Source organism: Myxococcus sp. AS-1-15 (assembly GCF_020037055.1).
Lineage (GTDB): Bacteria > Myxococcota > Myxococcia > Myxococcales > Myxococcaceae > Myxococcus > Myxococcus fulvus.
In genome coordinates, this window is record NZ_JAIQDF010000002.1 from 871,229 (window position 1) to 893,167 (window position 21,939).

The window sequence follows — 21,939 nt, forward strand, 5'->3', positions numbered from 1 at the left end:
CGTCGTGTCCTTCGTTCCGGTCGCCCCGATGCGCTCCAAGGCTGCTTTGCTCTCCTCCGAGACGATGATGGCGATGGGCCATCCCCCTGTCCGGAACACCTTCGCCCCGTCCGCCTCCGGCTCCCGGGCGATTGTCGTGAAAATTAGGTCGAACGACCTATATTGTCCTCCCGTGAGGCACGGACGGTCCGTGTCCGTGCACGGGAGTCTTCATGGAGTCCGAGGGAAGCGTCGTCCTGGTGGGTGGCTATGGCGTGGTGGGAGTCCGGCTCGCCCGGCTCTTGAGGGAGCGGCACCCGAAGCTGCCGCTGGTCATCGCCGGACGCCGGCAGGAGCAGGCCGCCGCGCTCGCCTCCCAGCTCGGGCTGGCCCAGGGCGTGGCGATGGACATCCGCGCCAGGGACCCGCTGGCCGTGCTGAAGGGCAGGCCCGCCGCCGTCGTCACCCTGGTGAACGACCCCGAGGACCACCTCCTCGTCTGGGCCGCGCGCGCCGGGGTGCCGCTGTTGGACATCACCCGATGGACCTCGCGCATGCGCTCCGCGATGTTGCGCCTGTCGGGCACGCCCCCTCGCGCGCCCGTGCTGCTGGGCTCCTCGTGGATGGCGGGGCTGGTGCCTCGCCTGGTCGCCGTGGCCGCCGCGCGCGTGGGGGCGCTGGCCCAGGTGGACGTGGGCATCCGCTTCGCGCTCGCCGACGTGGCGGGACCGGACTCCCTCGAGTACATGGACCGGCTGGCCCTGTCCTTCGAGGTGAAGGAGGACGGCCAGGAGCGCCACGTGCTGCCGCTGACGGATGGACGGAAGGTGACCTTCTCCGACGGGAAGAGCACGCGGGTGTTCCGCCTGGACACGCCCGAGCAGGCCACGCTGCCCGCGGTGCTGGGCGCGCGCGGCGTGGCGACGCGGATGGGCTTCGACGCGGACTCCGCCACCTGGGCCCTGGTGGTCCTCCAGCGGCTCGGCGTGCTCAAGCTGCTTCAGCATCCCCGCCTGACGCGCCTGCGCCGCGCGCTGCTCGCCACCAGCAACAAGGGCGGTGACGCGGCCTGGGTCGCGGACGTGGTGGGCGAACGCGGCCGCGTCCGGGTCGAGGTGGTCGACCCCAAGGGCCAGGCCCACCTGACGGCCGTGGGCGCGCTGCTCGGCGTGGAGCGGCTGCTCGGCGTCGACGGCGCGCCGCCGCACGCCCCCGGCGTGTGGTTCCCCGAGCACGAGCCCCGCGCCGAGCACGCCCTCGCGGCGCTGCGCGCGTGCGGCGTCCAGGTGCGCCTCGACGAGTCGCTCGTCGGCGCCGCCCCCGTCCCGTCGATGGTGGCCGCGTGAGCCCCCGCCGCGCGAGCAAGCCGCCCGGCACGCTCCCCTCCGCGAGGCCCCGCGCGGGCACCGCCGTCCACGCGAAGGGCCACGAGCGCGTGGAGCGCATCCTCGACGCGGCCATGGACGTCCTCGTGGAGGAGGGCTCCGCGGGCCTCGCCCTGCGCGGCGTGGCCCAGCGCGCGGGGCTGAGCCTGGGCAACCTCCAGTACTACTTCCCCACCAGGCAGGACGTGGTGCGCGCGCTCCTGTCGCGCTACCTGGAGGCCGCCATCCGCCACGTCCGCGAGCGCATGGACGGCGCGGGCACGCACCCCGACCAGCGGCTGCGACACGCGCTGGACGCCATCCTGGAGGACCAGGAGTCCCCCCGGCACTTCCAGCTCTTCGCCGAGCTGTGGGCCCTGGCCGCGAGGGACACCATGGTGGCCGAGGCGCTCGGGGTCTTCTACGCGGGCTATCGCGAGGGGCTCGTCGAGCTGCTCACGCCGCTGACCCCCGGGCTCACGCCCGCGCGCCGTGAGCGGCGAGCCGCCCTGTTGATGGCCTTCTTCGAGGGCCTGTCCCTCTTCCGCGGCGGCGGCAGCCTGCGCTCCGTGGCGGTGCCGGGACTGGAGCAGGAGCTGCGCGCCCTCTGGGCCGACTGGACGACCCCGCCCGAATGACGGCGCGCCTTCAGTCCTCGGCGACGAGCACCGACTTGAGGCGCTCGAGCGCCTCCGGGGGGACGTCCATGAACGCGAGCCCCACCTCGTAGACGGCCGCCGCGTCCTTGGGCAGCTTGCGCAGCCACGCGACGCGCGCGCGACACTCCAGCGTCGTGCCGTCCCCCAGGAACAGGTCCACCTCCAGGTTGCTGCCCTCGGTGTACGCGTCGTCGGAGTAGATGCGCACGCCGCCGAGGCTCGCATCCAGCACCCGCTGCTTGTCCCCGAACTTCAGTCGCGCCGGGCGCGCATAGAGCGGCGCCTGGAGGCGAGGGAACGAACGGCGGTCATCCGCCAGGCTGCTCTTCTGACTTGCTGGGTTCATCATCGGCGCTCCCCCCGTCAGGATCCGGCGGGTCTCACGGGCCTGTCACGAGCATAGGGGATTCAGACGCGCCGTGCAGGTGGGTCACTGGAACAACCCCGCCACCACCGCGAGCAGCCCGCCCACGGCCGCGGAGACGACCTCGCCCCCCTCCACCGCGGCTTCGACGGCCGTGCCCACCCCCTCGGCGGCGCTGCCCGCCAGGTCCACCGCCCCCACCGCCAGCTCCACCACGTCCACCGATTCGGCCGCCTGCTCCATCGTGGACTGAAGGACTTCCGTCACCCGGGTGCGGGTCGGGGTGTCGCCCGCCACCTGGGAGAGCGCGACGGCCGCGGCCGCCGTGGTGCCCGCCGCCGTCAGCCCCACCACCAGCGGACGCTTCCAGCGGCGGTGCCAGTCCATCAGCTGCTTCAGCTCGTTCGCGTCCAGCCACAGCCCGTGGCAGCGCGAGCACACATCCACCGCGCAGACCTCCGTGCGCACCTGGGACAGCGTCTCGTCGCAGGACGGACAGCGCGCGGCGGGTGAGCCACACAGGCCACATTCTTCGCGCGTGGCCGGAACATGGTGCCGCGCGTGGCGGCAGCGCCGGGTCGCGGAGGGCAGCGCGGCCTGGAGCGCCTCCGTCCTCCAGCCCGGCGCCAGCCGCTCCAGCTCGCCCGCGTCCAGCCAGTGTCCCTGGCAGCGCGCGCAGGTGTCCACGGGGACACCGCGCAGGTCGATGACGCGCAGCGGGGGCGCGGGGGGCGGGCAGACGGGGCAGGAGCGTTCCATGACCCGGGCATCCTTCCATGAATCCGCCGGGGCCCGCAGGGGGTGTCGACGCGGGGCTCACGGGGGCGGGATGCGCAGCCTGCGGCCGTACGAGGGCACGCCCGCGTCGTTCACGATGAAGAGCTGGTAGTAGCCCGGCGGCGCGAGGTTGCGGTTGGGGGGCGCGGTGACGGTGAGGGCGCCGGAGGTCCGGGTGAAGGCCAGGGTGAGCAGCCGCTGGTTCATGTCGAAGGTGTGCGTGGTGGAGTTGAGCGCGATGAGCGACACGCGGGTGATGCGGGCCGCGTCGGGTGTCGTGATGGAGAAGGTGGCGCCGGGCTGGGACGTGGTGGGCGCGGCGGTGATGACGGGGCGCGCGCCCTTGAAGAGGTAGGGCGGGGAGAAGACCTCCGCGGTGCGCTCGTTCGCGCCGCCGGCCGACAGCACGCGCCCGTCCGGCAGGAGCGCCGCGGTGGAGTGATAGCCGCGGTAGCGCACCTGGCTGGCCAGCGAGGTCCAGGTGTTGGTGGCGGGGTTGTAGAGCTCCGCGTGGCGGACGGGCGAGGTCGCGTCGTCGAAGCCGCTGCCGCTGCTGCCGCCGACGATGAGCACGGTGCCGTCCGGCAGCAGCACCGCGTTGTGCTGGCGCCGGCGGATGCTCATGGGCGCCACGTACCGCCAGCTCGGCGCCGCCACGGTGAGGTCTATCTGCTCCACGGTGGCGGTGGGCGGCTCGCCTCCGCCGAAGAGCGTCACCTTGCCGTCGATGAACACCGCGGGCCCATAGCTGCGTCCGCCGAAGTTGCTCAGGGGGCCGGTGGTCCAGGCGCCGTTGCCATTGGGGTTCAGCCAGAGCGAGCCGCGCAGCGAGCCCGCGTAGAAGAGCTGGCCGTTGGGCGCCAGGAACATCTTCGGATAGAAGGGCAGGTTGCGCCGGGCGCCCGTCAGCGTGCGCCACGTGTTGGTGCCCGCGATGAAGCGCTGGGGAATCTCGTTGATGTCGCCCGCTCCGGCGATTTCTCCGGAGATGACCACCACGTCGCCGTTGGAGAGCGTGGTGTTGGTGGGGTACCAGCGCCCGGCGTTCATGTCCGGCAGCCGGGTCCAGGTGTTGGTGTTGAAGTCGAACGCGCTGGTGTCGGGCAGGCCCACGTGGCTGGCGATGTGGCCGCCCGTCACCAGCAGCTTGCCGTTGGACAGGAAGCTGTGGCCGCTGCAGAAGATGTTGTAGCCCGCGTACGGATACGTGGTGAGCGCCCCGGTGGACGGGTCCCAGCGGCGGGGTGGCAGCGCGCCCTCGTCGAACTCGCCGAAGAAGAGCACCTTGCCGTCCGGCATCAGCGACAGGTGCGTGGCGGAGATGGGCCAGGTCAGCACGCTCGACCAGCGCCCCGTCAGCGACGGCACCTGTGCCCTGGCCGAGGTGGCGCCCAGCACCACGAGGCCCAGCAGGTGGACGGCGAGGACCGCGCACCGACGAGGCAGGGGAGGGTGGCGCATTGGCGGGCTCCAGGCGGGGTCGGGCGGACGAGGGGCCAGAACCTAGGGACGTCGCGCGCGGGCGCGAGCTGTCCGCCCGTCGCAAGTCACTGACGGCTGGGTGACGAGCCGTGCCACCGGAGGACCGTTGTCCGCGGAGGGCGCGAGGTGGCTTGGTCCTCTGTCTGGCTCGATTCGTGTCGACGAAGGAGATGTCCCGATGAGGTGCCGTTGGCTGCTGTGGGTGGGTCTGCTCGTGGGGTGTGCCCCGGCCTCGGGAGCGCCGGAGCCGGTGGAGGCGGCGGCTTCGCCCTTGTTGGAGTCCTGGGAGTACTGCTCGCGCACGGCGGTGTCGCTGGGGGTCACGCTGGTGGAGGACAGGCCCTACACCCCGCCGATGGCGCCGAGCACGGGCGGCATGGTGTTCAGCGCGGAGGACGCGGAGCGCGGCCGCGAGCCCTGGGTGAGCTCGGGCGCGCCGGGCGCGGGGACGCGGCTGTTGAAGGACGTGTTCCCGGGGGGAGGCGGCTCGGAGCCGACCTGGTTCACGCGGGTGGGCGCGAAGGTGTTCTTCGCCGCGAACGACCCGGCGGCGGGGCGGGAGCTGTTCGTCTCGGATGGGACGCCGGAGGGCACCGCCCGGGTGAAGGACATCTGGCCCGGCGAGGTGGGCTCGTTCCCGAACGCGCTCTTCGAGTACCAGGGGCTGTTGTACTTCACGGCGGGAGACCCGGCGCATGGGCGGGAGCTGTGGCGCAGCGACGGCACGGCGGCGGGAACGGTGCTGGTGGAGGACCTGGAGCCGGGGGTGGAGGACTCCTCGCCGGACCAGCTCACCCGGGGTGGGGACGGCGCGCTGTACTTCGTCATCTCGTCCCGGGGGTTGTTCACGCGGCTGATGCGGCTGGGGGTGGGGCCGAACGCCGCCGAGGTGGTGCGTGTGCCCAGTGACCTGGGCTTCCAGTTCCCGTTGGTGCCCGTGGGCCGCAAGCTGTTCTTCGTCAGGAGCCAGCAGCACCACGGCGCGGTGGGGTTGATGGTGTCGGAGGCGGGAAGGGCGCCGGTGATGCTGGGCACCTTCGCGCGCGTGGGGGAGCTGGCGGCGGTGGGGGAGCGACTGGTGTTCAGCGCCGCGGCGCACATGGAGGACGAGAACCTGGAGTTGTGGCGCAGCGACGGCACGGCGGCGGGCACGGTGCTGGTGGAGGACGTGCGCGCGGGCAACGTCGGCTCCAATCCGCAGAACTTCGCGGTGCTCGCGGACACGCTCTTCTTCGCCGCGGACGACGGCACCCACGGCGTGGAGCTCTGGGACAGCGACGGCACGGCCGCGCGCACGCGCATCTTCGGGGACCTGGAGCTGGGGCCGGGCGGCTCGTTTCCGCAGGCGCTGACGGTGGTCGAGGACCACCTGTTCTTCAGCGCGGACATCCGGGGGCGGGGCCAGGAGCCGTGGGTGAGCAACGGCTTTCGCGTGGGCACGGTGCCGCTGACGGAGCTGGCGCCGGGGCCTCGGGGCTCGTCGCCGAGGAGCTTCCGGCGCTCGGGGTGGAGCGTCTTCTTCTCGGCGGAGGATGCGACGGGGGTGCGGCGGCTCTTCACGCTGCCGTTCCGGCCGGACGGCAGGTGCCTTGTGCCGGGGCCGTGAGCGCCTGGAGGAAAACAGGTCCCGGGACGTTGTAGACAGGGGGCATGGCTCCCTTCTGGGACAATGGCGCCGTTCGCGGCGCGCGGGTGCGGTGTCCGGGTTGCACCCGCTTCAATCCTCCCGGTGTCCGGTGTCCGAGCTGCGCCTGTGGTCCGGTGGCGCCCGAGCACTACGGCGCGGCGCGCATGCTGTTGCACGCGGGGGTGGACCGCTTCGCGCTGACGGGGCGACTGGAGGCGCTGGAGCCTGGGCTGGCCCGACAGCTGGAGGCCCAGTACTCCGGGCAGTGGGCGGGGGTGTTGCGCATCGTCGAGGACGCGCGGCGCTGCGAGCCCTTCCTGACGCTCGGGGGCTTCGTCGAGGAGGCGGAGGACCGCTGGGCGGACGTGGTTCCTTGGAGCCAGCCGCCGGTCTCTCGTGACGCGGCGGCGGAGGCGGATGACTCGCTGGATGCGCTCTACCAGCGGAGCGAGGACCCGGGCGTGCGACAGCTCGCGGCGCTCGCGGCGGTGAACCGGGGGCGGCCGTCGCGAGAGCTGTACTCCGCGGCGCAGGGGGCGCTGTATGCGGATGGGCTCGCCCGCCTGGAGGCCGCGCTTGCGTTGACGCGCTGGCGGGTCTGGTTCGTCGCGCCGGCGGGCCGGCCGCAGCGGGAGCTCATCGCGCGCCATGCGCGCGACGTGTTCGCGAATCATCCGGAGCATGCCGCCCGTGCCGCCGTGGCCTGGGTGCGCGCCACCGGCAAGGCGCCGGAGGTGGACCTGTTGCTCGCGCTGCGCGAGGGCCTGCGCGCCGAGGACAAGGACATCGCCTTCGAGTGCGCGCTCGTGTTGGGGGACGAGAGAGGGCTGCTCGCCGCGCTGCGCTCGGACGCCGAGGCCAGGGCCGCGCAGGGCTCAGACGACAAGGCCAGCGCAGCGCAAGGTTCGGCCGTTGAGGCCAGAGCCGTCCAGGGCGCGGACGATGAGACCAGCGCAGCGCAAGGCTCGGCTGATGAGGCCAGAGTCGTCCAGGGCGCGGACGAAAAGGCCAGAGCCGCGCGTGGCTCGGACGACAAGGCGAGGGGCGCGCTGAGCTTGGACGGTGAGGGCAATGCCGCGCAGGACTCGGATGCCGAGGACCGGGCCGCGCTGGCGGCGAGGACGCTGGCATCAATGGGTGCCCCCGCATTACTCACGGTCCTGCGGGAGACGCGGAGCGCGGTGCTCGCGCGCGAGGTGATGCGGCGCTGGCCCGCGCCCGCCTCGTGGGAGGTGGTGGACGCGCTGCTGACGGTCTCCGCTGGATTCGATGACGGGCTCATCGAGCCGCTGTCCCAGTGGGCGCGCCAGACACCCTTCGCGCACCTGTCGCCCGAGGTGCGCGAGCGCTGGCGGCAGTGGGCCGATGACCGCCTGGGGACGTTGCCCGCGGCGCGTGTGCTGAAGATGCTGGAGTGGGTGCGCGATGGCGACGAGGCCCCGGACGATGCGTCCGCGACAGCCTTCCATCGCGCCGCCGCCCAGGCCCTGTCCTCCGCGTCTTCATCCGAGCGCGCGGAGTTGCTCCACTCACGCGCGCTCGTGGACTTCCTCGTCCACGGAGACGTGGAGGAACTGGCCCTGGTGCACACCTGGGCGCGGGACGCGGCGTGCGCGGCGCCGCTCCTGGAGTTGCTCGTGTCGCTGCCCGGACGCCTGCGTCGCGAGCGCCCGGTTCCGGGGCGGTGCGCGCGGCTGCTGATGGCCGCGTGGGAGCGCCCCGCGCGCTCGACGATCCTGGCGCCCTTGAACAAGGCGGTGCGCTCCTGGAGCGGCATCTCCGGACGCGAGGAGCTCATCGACGCGGTGTGGCTGCGCTTCCAGCGTCACCCCGTCGAGCGCGCGGAATTGCTGGCCGTGTTCGAGCCCTGGCGACAGGAGCTCTGGGAGCGTCAGCTCGCGGCACAGCCGGACGCCATCGCCATCTTCGAGACGTGGTGGCGCGTGGACTCACAGAAGAGGCTGCCCGACCTGGTGTCCTTCCTCGTGGAGAACGCGCCCGTGGACACGCTGTCCGCCAGGCTTCCCTCCATCTGGGCGGCGGCCGAGGCGCGCGTGGACACGTGGCCTCGCTCCACGTCACACGCCGTCTTCCTCGCCGCGGCGCCGCTGGCCGGGGCCCTGCGCTCGGGACACGACGCCCTCGTCCCCGACGCGGAGCGCTTCCTCGCGTGGTTCCCCGGCTTCGAGGCGCGGGTGCTCGCGGCGTCCTCGCCCGAGGCCGAATCCAGCTACCAGCGGGACCTGCTCGAGGACCTGCACGTCGAGGTGCGGCTGATGCGCGAGGCCCTCGAGCGTCGAGCCGAGGAGGCAGAGGCCCTGCGCCAGGCCGAGCTGCGCAAGCGGGTGGAGGAGTCGCGGCGCCGCGACCAGGAGCGTCAGCTCGAGCTCGCCCGTCTCGAGGTCGAGGCCGCCGCGCTCGAGGCCGCACAGGCCCGCGCGGAGCAGGAGGCACACCAGGCCCGCCTGGCGGAAGCGCTGGCGCGGTTGGGGCCGCGTCCCACGCAGCTGCGACGGTTCGACGCGAACCCCCAGGTGGAGCTCCTCCCCATCGACGTGGAGGTCATCTTCCCCGGCGCGACGATGGCCTCGGTGCTGGACTACTCGCGCATCCTCAAGGCCCTCAGCATGGGCGACGACGCACTGGAAGTGTTCGCCGCCAATGGCCTGTCCGTGACGTCGTGGGGCACGGAGGGCCGCGCCTGGGGCGAGGCGATGATTCGACGCCCGGAGCTGGGCCTGCGCTTCTCCCAGCTCTTCCACGCGCCTTGGAGCTGAAGCGCTACTGCGCGGTGGAGCCGCCGTCGAGAATCATCTCCGCGCCCGTCATCAGCTTCGACTCGTCCGAGGCGAGGTAGACCACGGCGTTGGCCACGTCATCCGGCTCCCCCATCGCGCCCTGCGGAATCGTGCGCCGCAGCCCCTCGCGAGCCCGCTCCGGCGAGCCCGAGGACGCAATCAGCGCCTTCACCATGTTCGTCTCGATGAACGTGGGGTGGATGGAGTTGCACCGGATGCCGTAGCCGTGGTGCGCGCAGTGCAACGCCACCGACTTGGTGAACATGTGCACGGCGGCCTTCGCGCTGCCGTACGCCACCAGCGTGGGCACGCCGATGAGCCCCGCCACGGAGGAGATGTTGATGATGGAGCCCCTGGCGCCTGACTTGCGCATGGCCTGGATGCCGTGCTTGCAGCCCAGGAACGTGCCGTCCAGGTTGACCGCGTGCACCAGCCGCCACTCGGCCAGGGTGATGTTCTCCACGTCCTTGGGCACGCCCAGGCCCGCGTTGTTGACGAGCACGTCCAGCCGGCCGAACTTCTCCAGCGTCACCTCCATCGCGCGCACCCAGTCCTCCTCGCGCGTGACGTCCAGCGGGACGAACAGGCCCATGCCCTCACCCAGGGATTTGGCCACCTCGACGCCGGCCTCCTCCTGCTGGGGCCGGTCCGTCACCACCACCCTGGCGCCCTCGCGCGCGAGCATCCGCGCCGCCGCGCTGCCCAGCCCGCCCGCCGCGCCCGTAATCAGTGCCACCTTGCCTTCCACGCGCTTCATCGTCGTGCCTCCCGTCGAACAGCGTGTCTTCAGACAGGTCCATTGGGCGTGAGCAGCACCTTGCCGCCGCGTCCACCCTCCATCGAGCGCGCCAGCGCCTCCTGGATGGCGTCCAGCGTGAAGGTGCCCTCCACCGCCGTCTTCAGCGTGCCGTCGGCCACCAGCTTCGCCAGTCGGCCGAACGTCTCCTGCTGCTGCTCGCGCGGGGCGCGCTTGAGCCACAGCACCAGCCAGAAGCCGCGCAGGGTGATGTCCTTGAAGATGGAAGCCGCGGCCGACAGCTTGGGGCCCTTGCCGGACATGACGCCGTAGTTCACCACCGTGCCGCCGGTGGCGAGCGAATCCCCCAGCCGCCGCGTGGAGTCGCCGCCCACCGCGTCGATGGCCAGCCGCACCTTGGCGCCGCCCGTCGCCGCCTTCACGCGCTCGGGCAAATCATCCGTGTCCGTCAGCACCACGTCCGCGCCCAGCTCGGTGAGCTCCTTTGCCAGCTCCTCGCGGCGCACCACGTTGAGCGTCTTGTAGCCGGCCTGCTTCGCCAGGGTGATGAGGTAGCGGCCCACCGCGGAGTTGGCGGCGTTCTGCAGCACCCAGTCCCCGGGCTTCAACGCGCCGAACTCGCGCAGCAGGATGTCCGCGGTGGGCGGGTTGACGAACAACATGGACGCCTGCTTCAGGTCCGTGCCGGGGGGCACCGTCACCAGACCCTCGGCGGGCGCCACCAGGTGCGTGCGCCACGTGCCCGCGCCCAGCGGCAGGAACACCAGGTCTCCCACCTTCACGGCCGAGGTGTCCTTCACCTCCACCACGCGGCCCACGCCCTCGTTGCCCGGCACCGCCGGCAGCTTGGGCAGCGAGCCGTACTGACCCGACAGGGTGAGCACGTCCGACGGGTTGATGGGCGTGGCCAGGACCTCGATGCGGACCTGCCCCGACTCGAGCGCCGCGTCGGGCTCCTCCACCAGCTCCACCACCTTCAACGGATGCCCGAACTTCGAAAACCGGACCGCTTTCATGGGTTGCTCCGAGTGCGCGCGGGAATTCGGGTCCGCACCCTAGCGACCTTCGGGCCCGGAGCCGAGCACGCACTCCAAGTCGTCGCGGCAACCCGTTCGCCAGGGTGGGGGCGCCAGGCACGGTGTCCACCGGCGGACGCGAGGGGAGGGGCAGGGGAGCACGAGGGCCTCGCATTCCCGCGTCGCGCTGCTCACCTTGCGTGGTGACTCGGGGCGGCTGGGTGGCGAGGAGGCGACAGTGGGCAGCAACGTGCGCGCGGGGATGACCCTGGGCCGACCGATGGAGGCCGCGACGGTGGCGGCTCCGCTGGCCGTTCCGTGGAGACGCAGGATGACGGGGCTCCTACGGCCCCTCTTCGCGGTGGCCGGGGTGGGCATGCTGGCGCTGCTGGTGCGCAAGGTGGGCCCGCATGAGCTCGGGAGCGTGCTGCTGGGCGCCGCGCCGTGGCTGCCGTGGGTGGTGCTCCTGGAGGTGGGACGTCAGGGCATGGACGCGCTCGCCACGCGCGCCTCCTATGGCGCGAGCGCGGAGCGGGTGCCCCTGAGGGTGCTGGCGCGCGCGCAGCTCATCGGCACCGCGGTGTCCAGCATGGCGCCCGCGGGCCGCGCGGCGGCGGAGGCCACCAAGGCCGCGCTCCTGTCACCCCACATGGGTGGCGGCACCGCGGCGGCCGCGGCGGCCACGTCCCAGGCGGCCTCGCTGGCGGCCGGCGGCCTCATCTCCTTTCCCTGCGCGGCGGCCTCGTTCCTGCTCACGGGCTGGTCCGTCTTCACGCTGGCGATGCTCGGCCACGGCGTGGTGCTGGTGCTGGCCTCCACGGGCGTGCGTGCGTGCATGCGCGCCCAGGGACCGTGCGCGTGGCTGGCGAAGCGCTCGCGCAGGTGGGCGCAGCTCACGGAGCAGTTCCGCCAGACGGCGTGCCACGGCCCGCTGCTCCCGAAGAGCCCCGTGCTGGCCTTCCTGGGCAGCCGCACGCTGCAGGTGGCGCAGTACGCGGTGCTGACGCACGCGGTGGGCATCGACACGTCGGTGGTGCAGGCGCTCTTCTCGCAGGGCCTCTACCTGTGCGCGCTGGCGGTGGGCTCGCTGGTGCCCGGCCAGGTGGGCGTGAGCGACGGCGCCTTCGCGCTGGCGGCGGGCGTGCTGGACACCACCGCCGCGCGCGCCATGTCGGTGGCGCTGCTGGGCCACCTGGTGCAGCTGGTCTTCGTGCTCGCCGGCGCGCTCACGCCGCTGGTGTGGCGGATGCCTGGGGTGGCGCGGCCGGCCTCACCCTCACCGGCGTGCCGTTGAAGGCCGCGTTGCCGCTGACGGCGTCCACCGCGTGGTCGTCCGTCAGGTCGTTCTGGCTGATGCCCGCGTGCTCGCTGGCCACGCGCAGCTTCGTGCCCTGGCGGCGATGGCCATAGCCGTGCGGCAGGCTCACCACGCCCGGCATCACCTCGTCCGTCACCGCCACCGGCACCGTCACCTCGCCCACGCGGGAGGTGACGGTGGCGTCCACGCCGTCCGCCAGCCCCAGCCGCGACGCGTCCTCCGGGTGCACCATCAGCGTGCAGCGCGGCTTGCCCTTGAGCAGGCCCGGCACGTTGTGCATCCAGGAGTTGTTGTCGCGCAGGTGTCTGCGGCCGATGAGCAGCAGCTCGCCCGCGCGCGCGTCGGGCGCCCCGCCCTCCGGGAACGTCTGGGCGAGCCGCTGCACGTCCGCGACGAGCAGCGGAGGGGCCAGGTGCAGGCGCCTGTCTTTCGTCTGAAGCCGCTCGGGCAGGCACGGCTCGAGCGGGCCCAGGTCCACGCCGTGCGGTGAGGCGCGCAGCTTCGACAGCGACAGGCCCTGGCGCAGCGGATGGAACCGGCTGCCGTGCGGGCCCAGTCGCAAACCGATGTCCAGCATCCGCTCCGGCCCCAGCCGCGTGAGGGTCTGGTAGCGCAGCGTCTGGCGCACGGACGGACGGCCCTTGCGCAGGGTCTCCAGGCGGTGCTGCAGCGCGAGGACGATCTGCCAGTCGTGACGCCCCTCCGGCCCGGGCTCGAACAGCGGCGGCGAGTACTTGGCGGTGTTGCGCACGGCCAGCGCGTGGAAGGCCACGTCGTAGTGGCCGCGCTCCAGCGGGGACACGGGCGGCAGGATGATGTGCGCGTGGCGTGTCGTCTCGTTGAGGTACGGGTCCACGCTCACCATGAAGTCCAGCCCCTGGAGCGCGCGCTCCAGCTGCGCGCCGTTGGGTGTGGACAGCACGGGGTTGCCCGCCATGGTGACGAGCGCGCGCACGCGGCCATCACCTGGGGTGAGCATCTCCTCGGCGAGCACGGCCGAGGGCAATTCGCCGCCCGTCTCCGGCAGCCCACGCACCCGGCTCTTCCACCGGCCATGGCTGCCCCGGCCGAGCGCCATCGCCTTGGGGCCGCAGATGATGTCGAAGGCGGGCTGGGTGAACATGGCGCCGCCCTCCTTGTCCAGCTGGCCCGTCACCGCGTTGAGCACGTTGATGAGCCACTGGCACAGCGAGCCGAAGGGCTGCGTGGACAGGCCCATGCGCCCGTAGCAGACGGCCGCGTCGGCGGCGAGGAACTCGCGCGCGACTGTGCGCACCGTCTCGGCGGGGACTCCGGTGTGCGGCGCCACGCGCTCGGGCGGGAAGTCGCGCGCGAGCGCTCGCACGGTGTCGAGCCCGTCCGTGAGCGCGTCCAGGTGCCCCGTCCTTGGCGGGTGCTCGTGGAGCACGACGTGCAGCAGCGCGAGGAGCAGCAGCGCGTCCGTGCCGGGGCGGATGAAGACGTGGGTGTCCGCGATGGCCGCCGTCTCCGTGCGGCGCGGGTCCACCACCAGCTTGCCGCCGCGCTGCTGGATGGCGCGCAGCCGGGTGCGCACGTCCGGGGCCGTCATCAGGCTGCCATTGGACGCGAGCGGGTTGGCCCCCATCACCAGCAGATAGCGCGTGCGGTCCAGGTCCGGGATGGGCACCAGCAACTGGTGGCCGAACATGAAGTACGACACCAACTGGTGGGGGAGCTGGTCCACCGACGTGGCGGAGAAGCGGTTCTTCGAGCGCAGCGCGCGCACCAGCTCCGAGCCGAACACCATGTTGCCCAGGTTGTGCACGTTGGGGTTGCCCAGGTACGACGCCACCGCGTCGCGCCCGTGCGCCTCTTGCACCGCGTGCAGGCCCTTCGCCGCCTGGTCCAGCGCCTCGTCCCACGACACGCGCTCCCAGCCCGTCTGGGTCCGCCGCATCGGGTGGCGCAGCCGGTCCGGGTCCTCGTGCAGGTCCTTGAGCGCCAGCGCCTTGGGACACACGTGGCCCCGGCTGAACGGGTCCTCGTCGTCTCCCCGGATGGAGGTGATTCGCTCCTCCCGGAGTTCGATGCGCAGGCCGCACATGGCCTCGCACAGGTTGCACGTACGGAAGTGGACCCGGGACGTGGCCTTGGCGCTCATGCCGCGCACTCTACACAACGCCAATGCCTGACGCGGATGGCGGTGCCATGAAAGGATTGTGTCACGAGGAGAACACATGCGCCGGATGGAGCCGTGGGTCATCGCCGTGGGGTTGTTGGCATTGTCGCCGCTGGACGTGGGGGCCACCGAGCCGCCCCGAATCGTCGTGTCCAAGGCCCGGGCGCTGAGCTTCACCCTCCAGGACGCGGTGGTGGGGCGGGCCGAGGAGGTGCGGATGGGGATGACGATGCAGCAGGATTTCTACATCACCGCGCCCTTCATGGAGCCGGAGCCCATCGACGTCTCCACCGAGATGTTCCAGGCGCAGGTCTTCACCCCGCTGGAGGTGAAGGGGCCCCTCGTCACCAAGGCGAAGCTCGCCTATGGCGACGTGGTGGACGTGATGAAGGACCCGCAGGGACGGCAGAAGCGGCAGGTCACCGTCGTCCACCAGAAGACCTACGTGGGTGAGGCCAGGGCGGGCCGTGTCGAGGTGACGGACGCGAACGGCCAGCCGGTGCCGCCGGAGGAAGCCGAGCTGGTGCGCAAGGACCTGGACGGGCTGGGCGCCGAGGACCCCCTCGCCGCCGCCTTCCCCCGGGGCCCGGTGAAGGTGGGCGCGAAGCTGGACGGCGTGGCGCGCGCCTTCGAGAAGCTCCTGCAGAAGGGCAACCCCGCGAGCGTGAAGTTCCGCAAGACGCGCGTCCAGCTCCAGGAGATCCACGAGGACCCGCGCGGCCTCGTCGGACTGTTCCTCGTCTCCACCACGATGGAGCTGGCCCCGGACGAGCAGAACCCCATGACCACCACCATCGCCTACCAGGGGACGATGCACGTGCTGGGCGAGGGCACCGAGCTGACCGCCTTCAACCTGCAGGGGCCCGTCGTCTACACCCCCATCCCCGCGATGAAGGCCAAGGGCATGCAGGTGAAGGGCAAGGGCGACTCGGTCCTCTTCTTCTCCGTCCAGCCCGTGAAGAAGCCCTGACGACACGTCGCGTCAGTCCCCGTCGCGTCGGGACTGGAATGGCCCGGCGCGACGCCCGCATGGCCGGCTGCTCCGCGGAGCAGCGCGGGCGTGACAGCACGCTGACAGAGAATGGGCAGGGTTGGGCGTTAGAGGGTTCCCATGTTCCTGCACGCGCTCGGTCACTTCCATCCGCCCAACCTCCTCACCAATGCCTTCCTGGAGGAGCTGGGCCTCGAGACCTCGGACGCGTGGATATTGGAGCGGGTGGGCATCCGCTCCCGCCACACGGTGCTGCCGCTCGACTACCTGCGGCAGACGCGCAACCGGGACGTGCGGGCCGCGCAGGAGGCCGCGCTCTACAGCAACGCGCAGACGGGTGCCCACGCCGCGCGCCTGGCGCTCACGCGCGCGGGGCTGAAGCCCTCCAACATCGGCCTCGTCGTCGCGGGCGGGTGCAGCCCGGACGAGTGCATCCCGGCCGAGTCCAACCGCGTGGCGCAGGAGCTGGGCATCGACGCGCCGGCCGTGGACCTGCAGAGCGCCTGCTCGTCCTTCTGCACGCAGCTGCACTTCCTGACGGGCATGCGCCCGGAGCGGCTGCCGGAGTACGTGCTCGTGGTGAACATGGACAACTCCACGCGCGTGGTGGACTACGCGGACCGCTCCAGCGCGGTGCTGTGGGGCGACGGCTCCTCGGCGGCGGTGCTGTCCCCCCGCGTGCCGGGCCGCTGGCGAATCACCGAGACCCGCCTCGCCGGAGACCCCTCGGGCGCGGACAAGGTGCGCGTGCCGCGCATCGGCCACTTCACCCAGCACGGCGCGGAGGTGCAGAAGTTCGCCATCCGCCGCGCGGGAGAGACCTTCCTGGACCTGCGCGCCGACTACCTGGCCCGACACCCGGACCAGGGGCCCGGCGACGTCACCTTCATCGGCCACCAGGCCAACCTGCGCATGCTGGAGGCCGTCCAGCGCCGCTGCGAGGTCCCCGAGTCACGCCACTTCTTCAACGTCCACGTCCGGGGCAACACCGGCGCGGCGGGCGCCCCGGGCGTCCTGAGCGAGCACTGGGACGACCCCGGCCTGGGCGACGCCCTGGTCCTGAGCGTGGTGGGCAGCGGGCTCACCTGGGCCGGCGCCCTGCTCGAGCGCACTCGCGCCGCCCCCTGACGCACCCTGGCACCCCGGTCCGAAGTGTCCGACCGGGCGCCCGTCATGCAGCCTCCTTCCCCGCACGTCGGAGAGCGCTGGTATGTTCTCCAACGAGCGTCATGGCCCCGACACCCCGCGACATCCCCCTCCCGAGCTCCCCGTGGCTGACGGCCCCGGGCCCGTGCGCCTCGACGCCGGGCGTGGGCGGGGCCTCACCCCGGGTCCGCTCCGTCCACTGCTCCACAGGGAACTGGAACGATCTGCTGGCGGTCGCGTCCAGGCATGCGCACCTATCCGGGCACCGTACTCGGACGGGGCGGGGGTCGGACGCATGAGAGAGCAGGCGTGGAAGAGCGCGCGGTGGCTCGTGCTGGGGTGGGTGCTGGCAACGGGCGCGGCGCAGGCGGGACAGAAGCAGGTGGGTGGAGTCCACATGCCGGACTCCCTGCAGCTCCAGGGGCGCACGGTGGAGCTGGCCCACATGGAGCTGCACAAGCGCTTCTTGTTCAAGGTGTACGTGTGGAGTCTCTATCTGGAGTCGCGGCCGAGGAGCGCCTCGGAGGCCATCGCCTCCAACTCCGTGAAGCGGCTGCACTTCCGCTTCCTGCGAGACATCACCCGCTCGCAGCTGGTGGACAGCCTGCGCAACGGCCTGTACCGCAACCCGGAGCTGCGCGAGGGGCCTCTGTCCCAGCAGCTGGGCGTCATGCTCGCGTCGCTGCGTGACGTGGAGAAGGGCGGGGACCTCATCATCACCTACACCCCGGATGGCGGCCTGGAGGTCGGCGGCGCGGCCAGCGGCGGCGTGTTCATCCCCGGCAAGACGTTCGCCGACGCGCTCTTCGCCGTCTGGCTGGACGTGCACCCCATCTTCCCTCGTTGAAGCTTTACACCCGGGCCCTCTGGCGGGGGTCCAGTCTGGCGAAATGCCCGTGTGGGTTCTTCCTGACCTTGGAACTTCCAGGCAGTAGGCTGGAGCTCCAACCATCGCTGTCAGGAGAATACATACACATGCGGACACGGCTGATTCTGGCTGCGCTCGTCGCGCTCTCCACCACGGGATGCGTCTCGCAGGGCAAGTTCGACGCGAAGGCCCTGGAGGCGGAGAACCTCACCAAGGGCCTCAACGACGAGAAGGGCGCGCGTGAGGCCGCCGAGGCCAAGGTCAAGGAGCTGACGGAGAAGATCGCCGCGCTGGAGGAGGAGAAGAAGGCGCTGGAGACCCGGCTGACCACCTCCGAGTCGCGCCTCACGGCGGGCGCCGCCGAGCGCCGCGCGTTGCAGGACCAGAACGCGCAGCTCGCCGCGCTCAACGAGGAGCTGGCGCGCAACTCCAAGAAGCTGGCCCAGGCCAAGGAGGAGCTGGAGAAGAAGAGCTCCGAGTACGAGAGCCTGGCGCAGAGCCTCAAGTCGGAGATCTCCGAGGGCAAGATTGAGTTGTCCGAGCTGAAGGGCCGCATGACGGTGCAGCTCAAGGACAAGATCCTCTTCGCGTCCGGCTCCGCGCGCGTGGGCAAGGAGGGCGGCGAGGCGCTGAAGAAGATCGCCGACGCGCTCAAGAGCGTGCAGGGGAAGATCATCCGCGTCGAAGGACACACGGATGACGTTCCGACGGGCGGCGGCCAGTTCCCCACCAACTGGGAGCTGAGCCTGGCGCGCGCCATGGCGGTGGTGCGGGCGCTGCAGGACGCGGGCGTGGACCCGACGACGCTGTCAGCGGCGGGCTACGGGCAATACCAGCCCATCGCGGTCAATGACTCGCCCGAGAATCGCAGTCTGAATCGTCGTATCGAAATCGTTCTCGCACCCAAGTTGTGAAAGCGTTAGGGAGGTCGGGCGCCTTCGCGCCCTTCCCCCCATGAGAACGTTCCTGGCCGTTTTGTGTTTCTGCCTCGCCGCCGGAGCCTGGGCACAACAGGCTCCGGACGGCGGTGTCGCCGACCCCGACGCGGGCGTCCCCACGGGCGTGTTGACGAAACCGCCCGAGCTCTTGCGTCAGGTCGAGGCGCCCTATCCACCCGAAGCCGCCGCCCAGCAGCTCGAGGGCACGGTGGTGATGTTCATCGACATCTCGGAGACGGGCGCCGTCACGAATGTCGAAATCACCCAGCCCGCCGGCCACGGCTTCGACGAAGCCGCCGTGGAGGCCGTGAAGCAGTTCGAGTTCTCCCCCGCGGAGGTCGACAACGTCCCCGCCCCGGTGCGCATCCAGTACGCCTACCAGTTCGTCTTCCGGCCGGTGGCCCCGCCCACCGACGCGGACGGCGGCACCGTGGAGCCCGAGGCCCCGGTGAACTTCAGCGGCCAGGCGCTGGAGCGCGGCACGCGCAAGCCGCTCAACGGCGCGGAGGTGGTGCTCCCGGAGCTGGACCGCTCCACCGTGGCGGACTCGGAGGGGCGCTTCTCCTTCCGGGGCGTGCCGCTGGGCACCCACGAGGTGCTGGTGGTGCAGGGCGGCTATGACCGCTTCAAGACCCGGGAGACGGTGTCCGAGGGCCGCGAGACGCGCGCCACGTACTACGTGCAGAAGCGCATCTTCAGCCCCTTCGAGACGGTGGTGCGCAGCGACCGTGAGCGCAAGGAGGTGACGAGCACCACGCTCCAGGTGGCCGAGGTGCAGCGTGTGCCCGGCACCCAGGGCGACACGCTCAAGGTGGTGCAGAACCTGCCCGGCGTGGCGCGCCCGGCCTTCAACGGCGGCGCCCTGGTCATCCGCGGCACCAGCCCCCAGGAGTCCGGCGTCTTCCTGGACGGCCAGCGCATCCCCCTGCTGTTCCACTTCGGCGGCCTGACCAGCGTCTACAACTCCGAGCTCCTGGAGTCGCTGGACTACCTGCCCGGCAACTTCTCCTCGTACTACGGCGACATCACCGGCGGCGTCATCAACGTGAACAGCCGCGAGCCGAAGATGGACCGCATCCATGGCACCGTGGGCGTGAGCCTCATCGAGTCCAACGCGGTCATCGAGGGGCCCATCACCGACACGCTGGGCTTCGCCATCGGCGGCCGGCGCTCGTACATCGACCTGGTGCTGGGCGTGATTCCGGAGGGCGACGACGGCCCGAGCCTCCAGGTGGCGCCGCGCTACTACGACGCGCAGCTCAAGCTGGTGTGGAAGCCGATTTCACGCCACACCTTCACACTGCAGGGCATCACCTCTCGGGACCGGCTGGGGCTGGTGTTCGACCGACCGTCGGACGACGACCCGTCCGTCAACGGCAACCTGGACGTGACGACGGGCTTCAACCAGCTGCGCCTGCGTCACCAGTACCGCGGGGAGCGGCTCACGCTGGACACGCACGCGCTGGTGGGCAACACGCTGGTGGAGTTCGAGATTGGCGAGCGCAACCTGCGCATCGCCTCCACGGACCTGAACCTGCGCGCCACGGCGGAGTACGCGCTGGTGGAGCCCTTCACCCTGGCGGGTGGCGTGGACGTGACGAGCAGCTTCGCGAACGTCAAGGCGCGCATCCAGCGGCCGCCTCGCGAGGGTGAGCCGCCCAGCCCGCTCGTCACCGAGGACCTGCTCGACACCGATGGCGACTTCCTCCAGTACTTCCCCTCGCTGTGGCTCGAGGGGCGCTGGCGTCCGTTCAAGGGGCTCTTGGTGGTGCCGGGCGTGCGGTACGAGGGGTATGTCTTCACGGACCAGAAGAAGGCCAAGCGCACGCTGAACCCGCGTCTGGCGGTGCGCTACGCGCTGACGGACACGCTGACCCTGAAGGGCGGCGCGGGCGTGTACCACGGGCCTCCGGTGCAGGATGAGCCCAGCCTCGCGTTCGGCAACCCGGACCTCTCCGCGAAGCGCTCGCTCCAGTACGGCGTGGGCGCGGAGTGGCAGCCGGTGCAGGAGTGGTTCGTCAGCGGCGAGGTCTTCTACAACGATTTGGACAACCTCATCAGCCGCTCGGACGCGCTGGTGGAGCGCGACGGGGAGCTGGTGCCGGAGCGGCTGAAGAACGGCGGCATCGGCCGGGTCTACGGCTTCGAGCTGCTCGTGCGCCGCGCGCTGACGGAGCGCCTGTTCGGCTGGATTGCATACACGCTCAGCAAGAGCGAGCGCCGGGACGCGCCCGGGGCGAACTGGCGCCTGTTCGACAACGACCAGACGCACGTGCTGACGGCGATTGCGTCCTACAAGCTGCCGAGGGGCTGGGAGGTGGGCGCCAGGTTCCGCTTCGCGTCCGGTAACCCGACGACGCCGGTGGTGGGCTCGGTGCGTGACGACGGCACCGACGTGTTCCTGCCGCTGTTCGCGGCGGTGAACTCGCGGCGGCTGCCGTCCTTCAACCAGCTGGATGTCCGCGTCGACAAGATCTTCGTCTTCGACAAGTGGACGCTGGACCTCTACCTGGACTTGACGAACGTCTACAACAACGCGGCGGTGGAGGGCATCGCCTACAACTACAACTACACCCAGAGCGCCTACTTCGAGGGACTGCCCATCCTCCCCGTCATCGGCGCCAAGGGGAGCTTCTGACCATGCGCGCGTGCGTCTTCCTCTCCCTGGCCGCGGCGCTGCTGGCGTGTGGCCCCGACTTCGAGCTGCAGAGTGAAATCCGGCGGGTGCGGGTGCTCGGCATCCGCGCGGAGCCGCCGGAGCTGGTGCTGGACCCGGACACGGGCGCCTTGCCTGGGCCCACGTCCTTCACCGCGCTGGCGGTGGCGCCGGACGCGCGGCCCGTCACCGTCACCTACGCGCTGTGCCGGCTCAACGGCAACCCGTACGACGGCCGCTGCCCCGGTGAGAACGGCGTGCCGCTGGCGGATGGCACCCTGTCCTTGCAGAACCCCGACGTGCAGGCGGTGCTGCTGCAGGCCATCCAGGCCGCGAACCCCAACGGCGGCGCCACGCCCGACCCGGACGACCCGCGCACGCGCGCGGCGCTGGAGAAGGGCATCCCCCTGTTCGTGGGCTACGAGGCGACGGACGGCTCCGGCACGCCCGAGGGCACCGAGCGCGGCGTGCGCCAGGTGCTGGTGCGCATGACGCGCGAGCCGAACCACAACCCGGGCGTGGCGGACATCCTGTGGAACGACGCGCCGCTGGTGGGGCCGCTGCCCTTGGACCAGGAGGTGGTGTTCCGCCCCACGCTCACCGAGGGCAGCCTGGAGGTGTTCACCGGCGAGGAAGGCGCGGAGACGGAGCAGGTCTTCTACAGCTGGTTCGTCACGGGTGACGGCGAGGTGAAGGAGTTCCGCTCGCTGGAGCCGGTGGACGGCAAGCCGGGCGACCCCACGTCGAAGTACGAGACGCCCAAGACGCCCCAGCGCCTCACCGTGTACGTGGTGGCGCGCGACGGTCGTGGCGGCGTGGGCTGGCTCAGCCGCGAGGTGGACGCGGGGCCGTAGTCGAGCACCTGTCGATGGGGAAGCGGCCCGCCTTCGAGCGGGCCGTCTGCCTTTGAGGGAGGGGTCAACGGCTCCCGGCCCCGGAGGGCGGTGGGACTGTCTGGAATTGTCGCCACGTCGCGAGCGTGATGGGCCCGGGACACGGGTCCTGTATGTCTGGCGCGGACCGTGGCCCTCCCCCAGCGCGCGCCCCACGTCGCGCCAC

At 71.5% G+C, this 21,939-nt stretch carries 17 protein-coding genes; 11 read left to right on the top strand and 6 right to left on the bottom strand.

The window, feature by feature from the left end; all coding sequences use genetic code 11:
- The first annotated feature begins 212 nt into the window (after positions 1–212).
- A complete protein-coding gene (locus tag K8625_RS09350; protein WP_223745910.1) occupies positions 213–1,325 on the top strand; it encodes a saccharopine dehydrogenase in 1,113 nt (370 codons plus the stop codon).
- A complete protein-coding gene (locus tag K8625_RS44410) occupies positions 1,322–1,981 on the top strand; it encodes a TetR/AcrR family transcriptional regulator (RefSeq protein ID WP_223782469.1) in 660 nt (219 codons plus the stop codon). Before K8625_RS09350 ends, K8625_RS44410 begins: the two co-directional genes overlap by 4 nt.
- A 10-nt stretch (positions 1,982–1,991) precedes the next feature.
- Here K8625_RS44410 and K8625_RS09360 read toward each other — a convergent pair whose 3' ends face one another.
- From K8625_RS09360 to K8625_RS09370, 3 genes are all read right to left on the bottom strand, one after another.
- Entirely contained in the window at positions 1,992–2,348 is a 357-nt protein-coding gene (locus K8625_RS09360; protein ID WP_223745912.1) for a PilZ domain-containing protein, read from the bottom strand.
- An 84-nt stretch (positions 2,349–2,432) separates the two neighbouring features.
- The gene (locus K8625_RS43710; RefSeq protein WP_255652663.1) at positions 2,433–3,125 is read right to left on the bottom strand and encodes a zf-TFIIB domain-containing protein; all 693 of its coding nucleotides are present in this window, start codon (positions 3,123–3,125) and stop codon (positions 2,433–2,435) included.
- A 57-nt stretch (positions 3,126–3,182) separates the two neighbouring features.
- Entirely contained in the window at positions 3,183–4,604 is a 1,422-nt protein-coding gene (locus tag K8625_RS09370) for a galactose oxidase-like domain-containing protein (RefSeq protein ID WP_223782470.1), read from the bottom strand.
- 199 nt (positions 4,605–4,803) lie between these two features.
- Here K8625_RS09370 and K8625_RS09375 point away from each other — a divergent pair, with 199 nt between their 5' ends.
- A complete protein-coding gene (locus K8625_RS09375; RefSeq protein WP_223782471.1) occupies positions 4,804–6,231 on the top strand; it encodes an ELWxxDGT repeat protein in 1,428 nt (475 codons plus the stop codon).
- Between the two features lie 44 nt (positions 6,232–6,275).
- Entirely contained in the window at positions 6,276–9,029 is a 2,754-nt protein-coding gene (locus tag K8625_RS09380) for a hypothetical protein (RefSeq protein WP_223782472.1), read from the top strand.
- A gap of 4 nt (positions 9,030–9,033) precedes the next feature.
- Here K8625_RS09380 and K8625_RS09385 read toward each other — a convergent pair whose 3' ends face one another.
- Together K8625_RS09385 and K8625_RS09390 are read right to left on the bottom strand one after the other, a co-directional pair.
- The gene (locus K8625_RS09385; protein WP_223745916.1) at positions 9,034–9,807 is read right to left on the bottom strand and encodes a glucose 1-dehydrogenase; all 774 of its coding nucleotides are present in this window, start codon (positions 9,805–9,807) and stop codon (positions 9,034–9,036) included.
- 29 nt (positions 9,808–9,836) lie between these two features.
- A complete protein-coding gene (locus tag K8625_RS09390; protein ID WP_223745917.1) occupies positions 9,837–10,823 on the bottom strand; it encodes a zinc-dependent alcohol dehydrogenase family protein in 987 nt (328 codons plus the stop codon).
- 196 nt (positions 10,824–11,019) lie between these two features.
- Here K8625_RS09390 and K8625_RS09395 point away from each other — a divergent pair, with 196 nt between their 5' ends.
- Positions 11,020–12,117, top strand: coding sequence for a lysylphosphatidylglycerol synthase domain-containing protein (locus K8625_RS09395; protein WP_223782473.1), 1,098 nt, complete (start codon positions 11,020–11,022; stop codon positions 12,115–12,117).
- On the opposite strand, the gene K8625_RS09400 is transcribed toward K8625_RS09395, so the two are convergent.
- Positions 12,050–14,263 (bottom strand): molybdopterin oxidoreductase family protein, encoded by a 2,214-nt coding sequence (locus tag K8625_RS09400; RefSeq protein ID WP_223782474.1) that lies wholly within the window; start codon positions 14,261–14,263, stop codon positions 12,050–12,052. The two genes, K8625_RS09395 and K8625_RS09400, sit on opposite strands and share 68 nt — an antisense overlap.
- A gap of 76 nt (positions 14,264–14,339) precedes the next feature.
- Here K8625_RS09400 and K8625_RS09405 point away from each other — a divergent pair, with 76 nt between their 5' ends.
- From K8625_RS09405 to K8625_RS09430, 6 genes are all read left to right on the top strand, one after another.
- Positions 14,340–15,251, top strand: coding sequence for a hypothetical protein (locus tag K8625_RS09405; RefSeq protein ID WP_223782475.1), 912 nt, complete (start codon positions 14,340–14,342; stop codon positions 15,249–15,251).
- Positions 15,252–15,392: 141 nt separating this feature from the next.
- Positions 15,393–16,400: a 3-oxoacyl-ACP synthase III family protein gene (locus tag K8625_RS09410; RefSeq protein ID WP_223782476.1), complete on the top strand. Its 1,008-nt coding sequence runs from the start codon at positions 15,393–15,395 to the stop codon at positions 16,398–16,400.
- Between the two features lie 313 nt (positions 16,401–16,713).
- Positions 16,714–17,265: a chalcone isomerase family protein gene (locus tag K8625_RS09415; RefSeq protein ID WP_223745922.1), complete on the top strand. Its 552-nt coding sequence runs from the start codon at positions 16,714–16,716 to the stop codon at positions 17,263–17,265.
- A 128-nt stretch (positions 17,266–17,393) separates the two neighbouring features.
- Positions 17,394–18,200: an OmpA family protein gene (locus tag K8625_RS09420; protein ID WP_141327593.1), complete on the top strand. Its 807-nt coding sequence runs from the start codon at positions 17,394–17,396 to the stop codon at positions 18,198–18,200.
- Between the two features lie 40 nt (positions 18,201–18,240).
- Entirely contained in the window at positions 18,241–20,862 is a 2,622-nt protein-coding gene (locus K8625_RS09425) for a TonB-dependent receptor domain-containing protein (RefSeq protein ID WP_223782477.1), read from the top strand.
- A gap of 2 nt (positions 20,863–20,864) precedes the next feature.
- The gene (locus K8625_RS09430; protein ID WP_223782478.1) at positions 20,865–21,734 is read left to right on the top strand and encodes a hypothetical protein; all 870 of its coding nucleotides are present in this window, start codon (positions 20,865–20,867) and stop codon (positions 21,732–21,734) included.
- The last annotated feature ends 205 nt before the right edge of the window (positions 21,735–21,939 follow it).

Bases quoted from the DNA above. Each gene is read 5' to 3' on its own strand.
- K8625_RS09370 (WP_223782470.1), bottom strand. From the start codon at position 4,604: ATGCGCCACCCTCCCCTGCCTCGTCGGTGCGCGGTCCTCGCCGTCCAC.
- K8625_RS09385 (WP_223745916.1), bottom strand. From the start codon at position 9,807: ATGAAGCGCGTGGAAGGCAAGGTGGCACTGATTACGGGCGCGGCGGGC.
- K8625_RS09390 (WP_223745917.1), bottom strand. From the start codon at position 10,823: ATGAAAGCGGTCCGGTTTTCGAAGTTCGGGCATCCGTTGAAGGTGGTG.
- K8625_RS09400 (WP_223782474.1), bottom strand. From the start codon at position 14,263: ATGAGCGCCAAGGCCACGTCCCGGGTCCACTTCCGTACGTGCAACCTG.
- K8625_RS09430 (WP_223782478.1), top strand. From the start codon at position 20,865: ATGCGCGCGTGCGTCTTCCTCTCCCTGGCCGCGGCGCTGCTGGCGTGT.
- K8625_RS09360 (WP_223745912.1), bottom strand. From the start codon at position 2,348: ATGAACCCAGCAAGTCAGAAGAGCAGCCTGGCGGATGACCGCCGTTCG.
- K8625_RS09405 (WP_223782475.1), top strand. From the start codon at position 14,340: ATGCGCCGGATGGAGCCGTGGGTCATCGCCGTGGGGTTGTTGGCATTG.
- K8625_RS09420 (WP_141327593.1), top strand. From the start codon at position 17,394: ATGCGGACACGGCTGATTCTGGCTGCGCTCGTCGCGCTCTCCACCACG.
- K8625_RS09425 (WP_223782477.1), top strand. From the start codon at position 18,241: ATGAGAACGTTCCTGGCCGTTTTGTGTTTCTGCCTCGCCGCCGGAGCC.
- K8625_RS09415 (WP_223745922.1), top strand. From the start codon at position 16,714: ATGAGAGAGCAGGCGTGGAAGAGCGCGCGGTGGCTCGTGCTGGGGTGG.
- K8625_RS09350 (WP_223745910.1), top strand. From the start codon at position 213: ATGGAGTCCGAGGGAAGCGTCGTCCTGGTGGGTGGCTATGGCGTGGTG.
- K8625_RS09375 (WP_223782471.1), top strand. From the start codon at position 4,804: ATGAGGTGCCGTTGGCTGCTGTGGGTGGGTCTGCTCGTGGGGTGTGCC.
- K8625_RS09410 (WP_223782476.1), top strand. From the start codon at position 15,393: ATGTTCCTGCACGCGCTCGGTCACTTCCATCCGCCCAACCTCCTCACC.
- K8625_RS43710 (WP_255652663.1), bottom strand. From the start codon at position 3,125: ATGGAACGCTCCTGCCCCGTCTGCCCGCCCCCCGCGCCCCCGCTGCGC.
- K8625_RS09380 (WP_223782472.1), top strand. From the start codon at position 6,276: ATGGCTCCCTTCTGGGACAATGGCGCCGTTCGCGGCGCGCGGGTGCGG.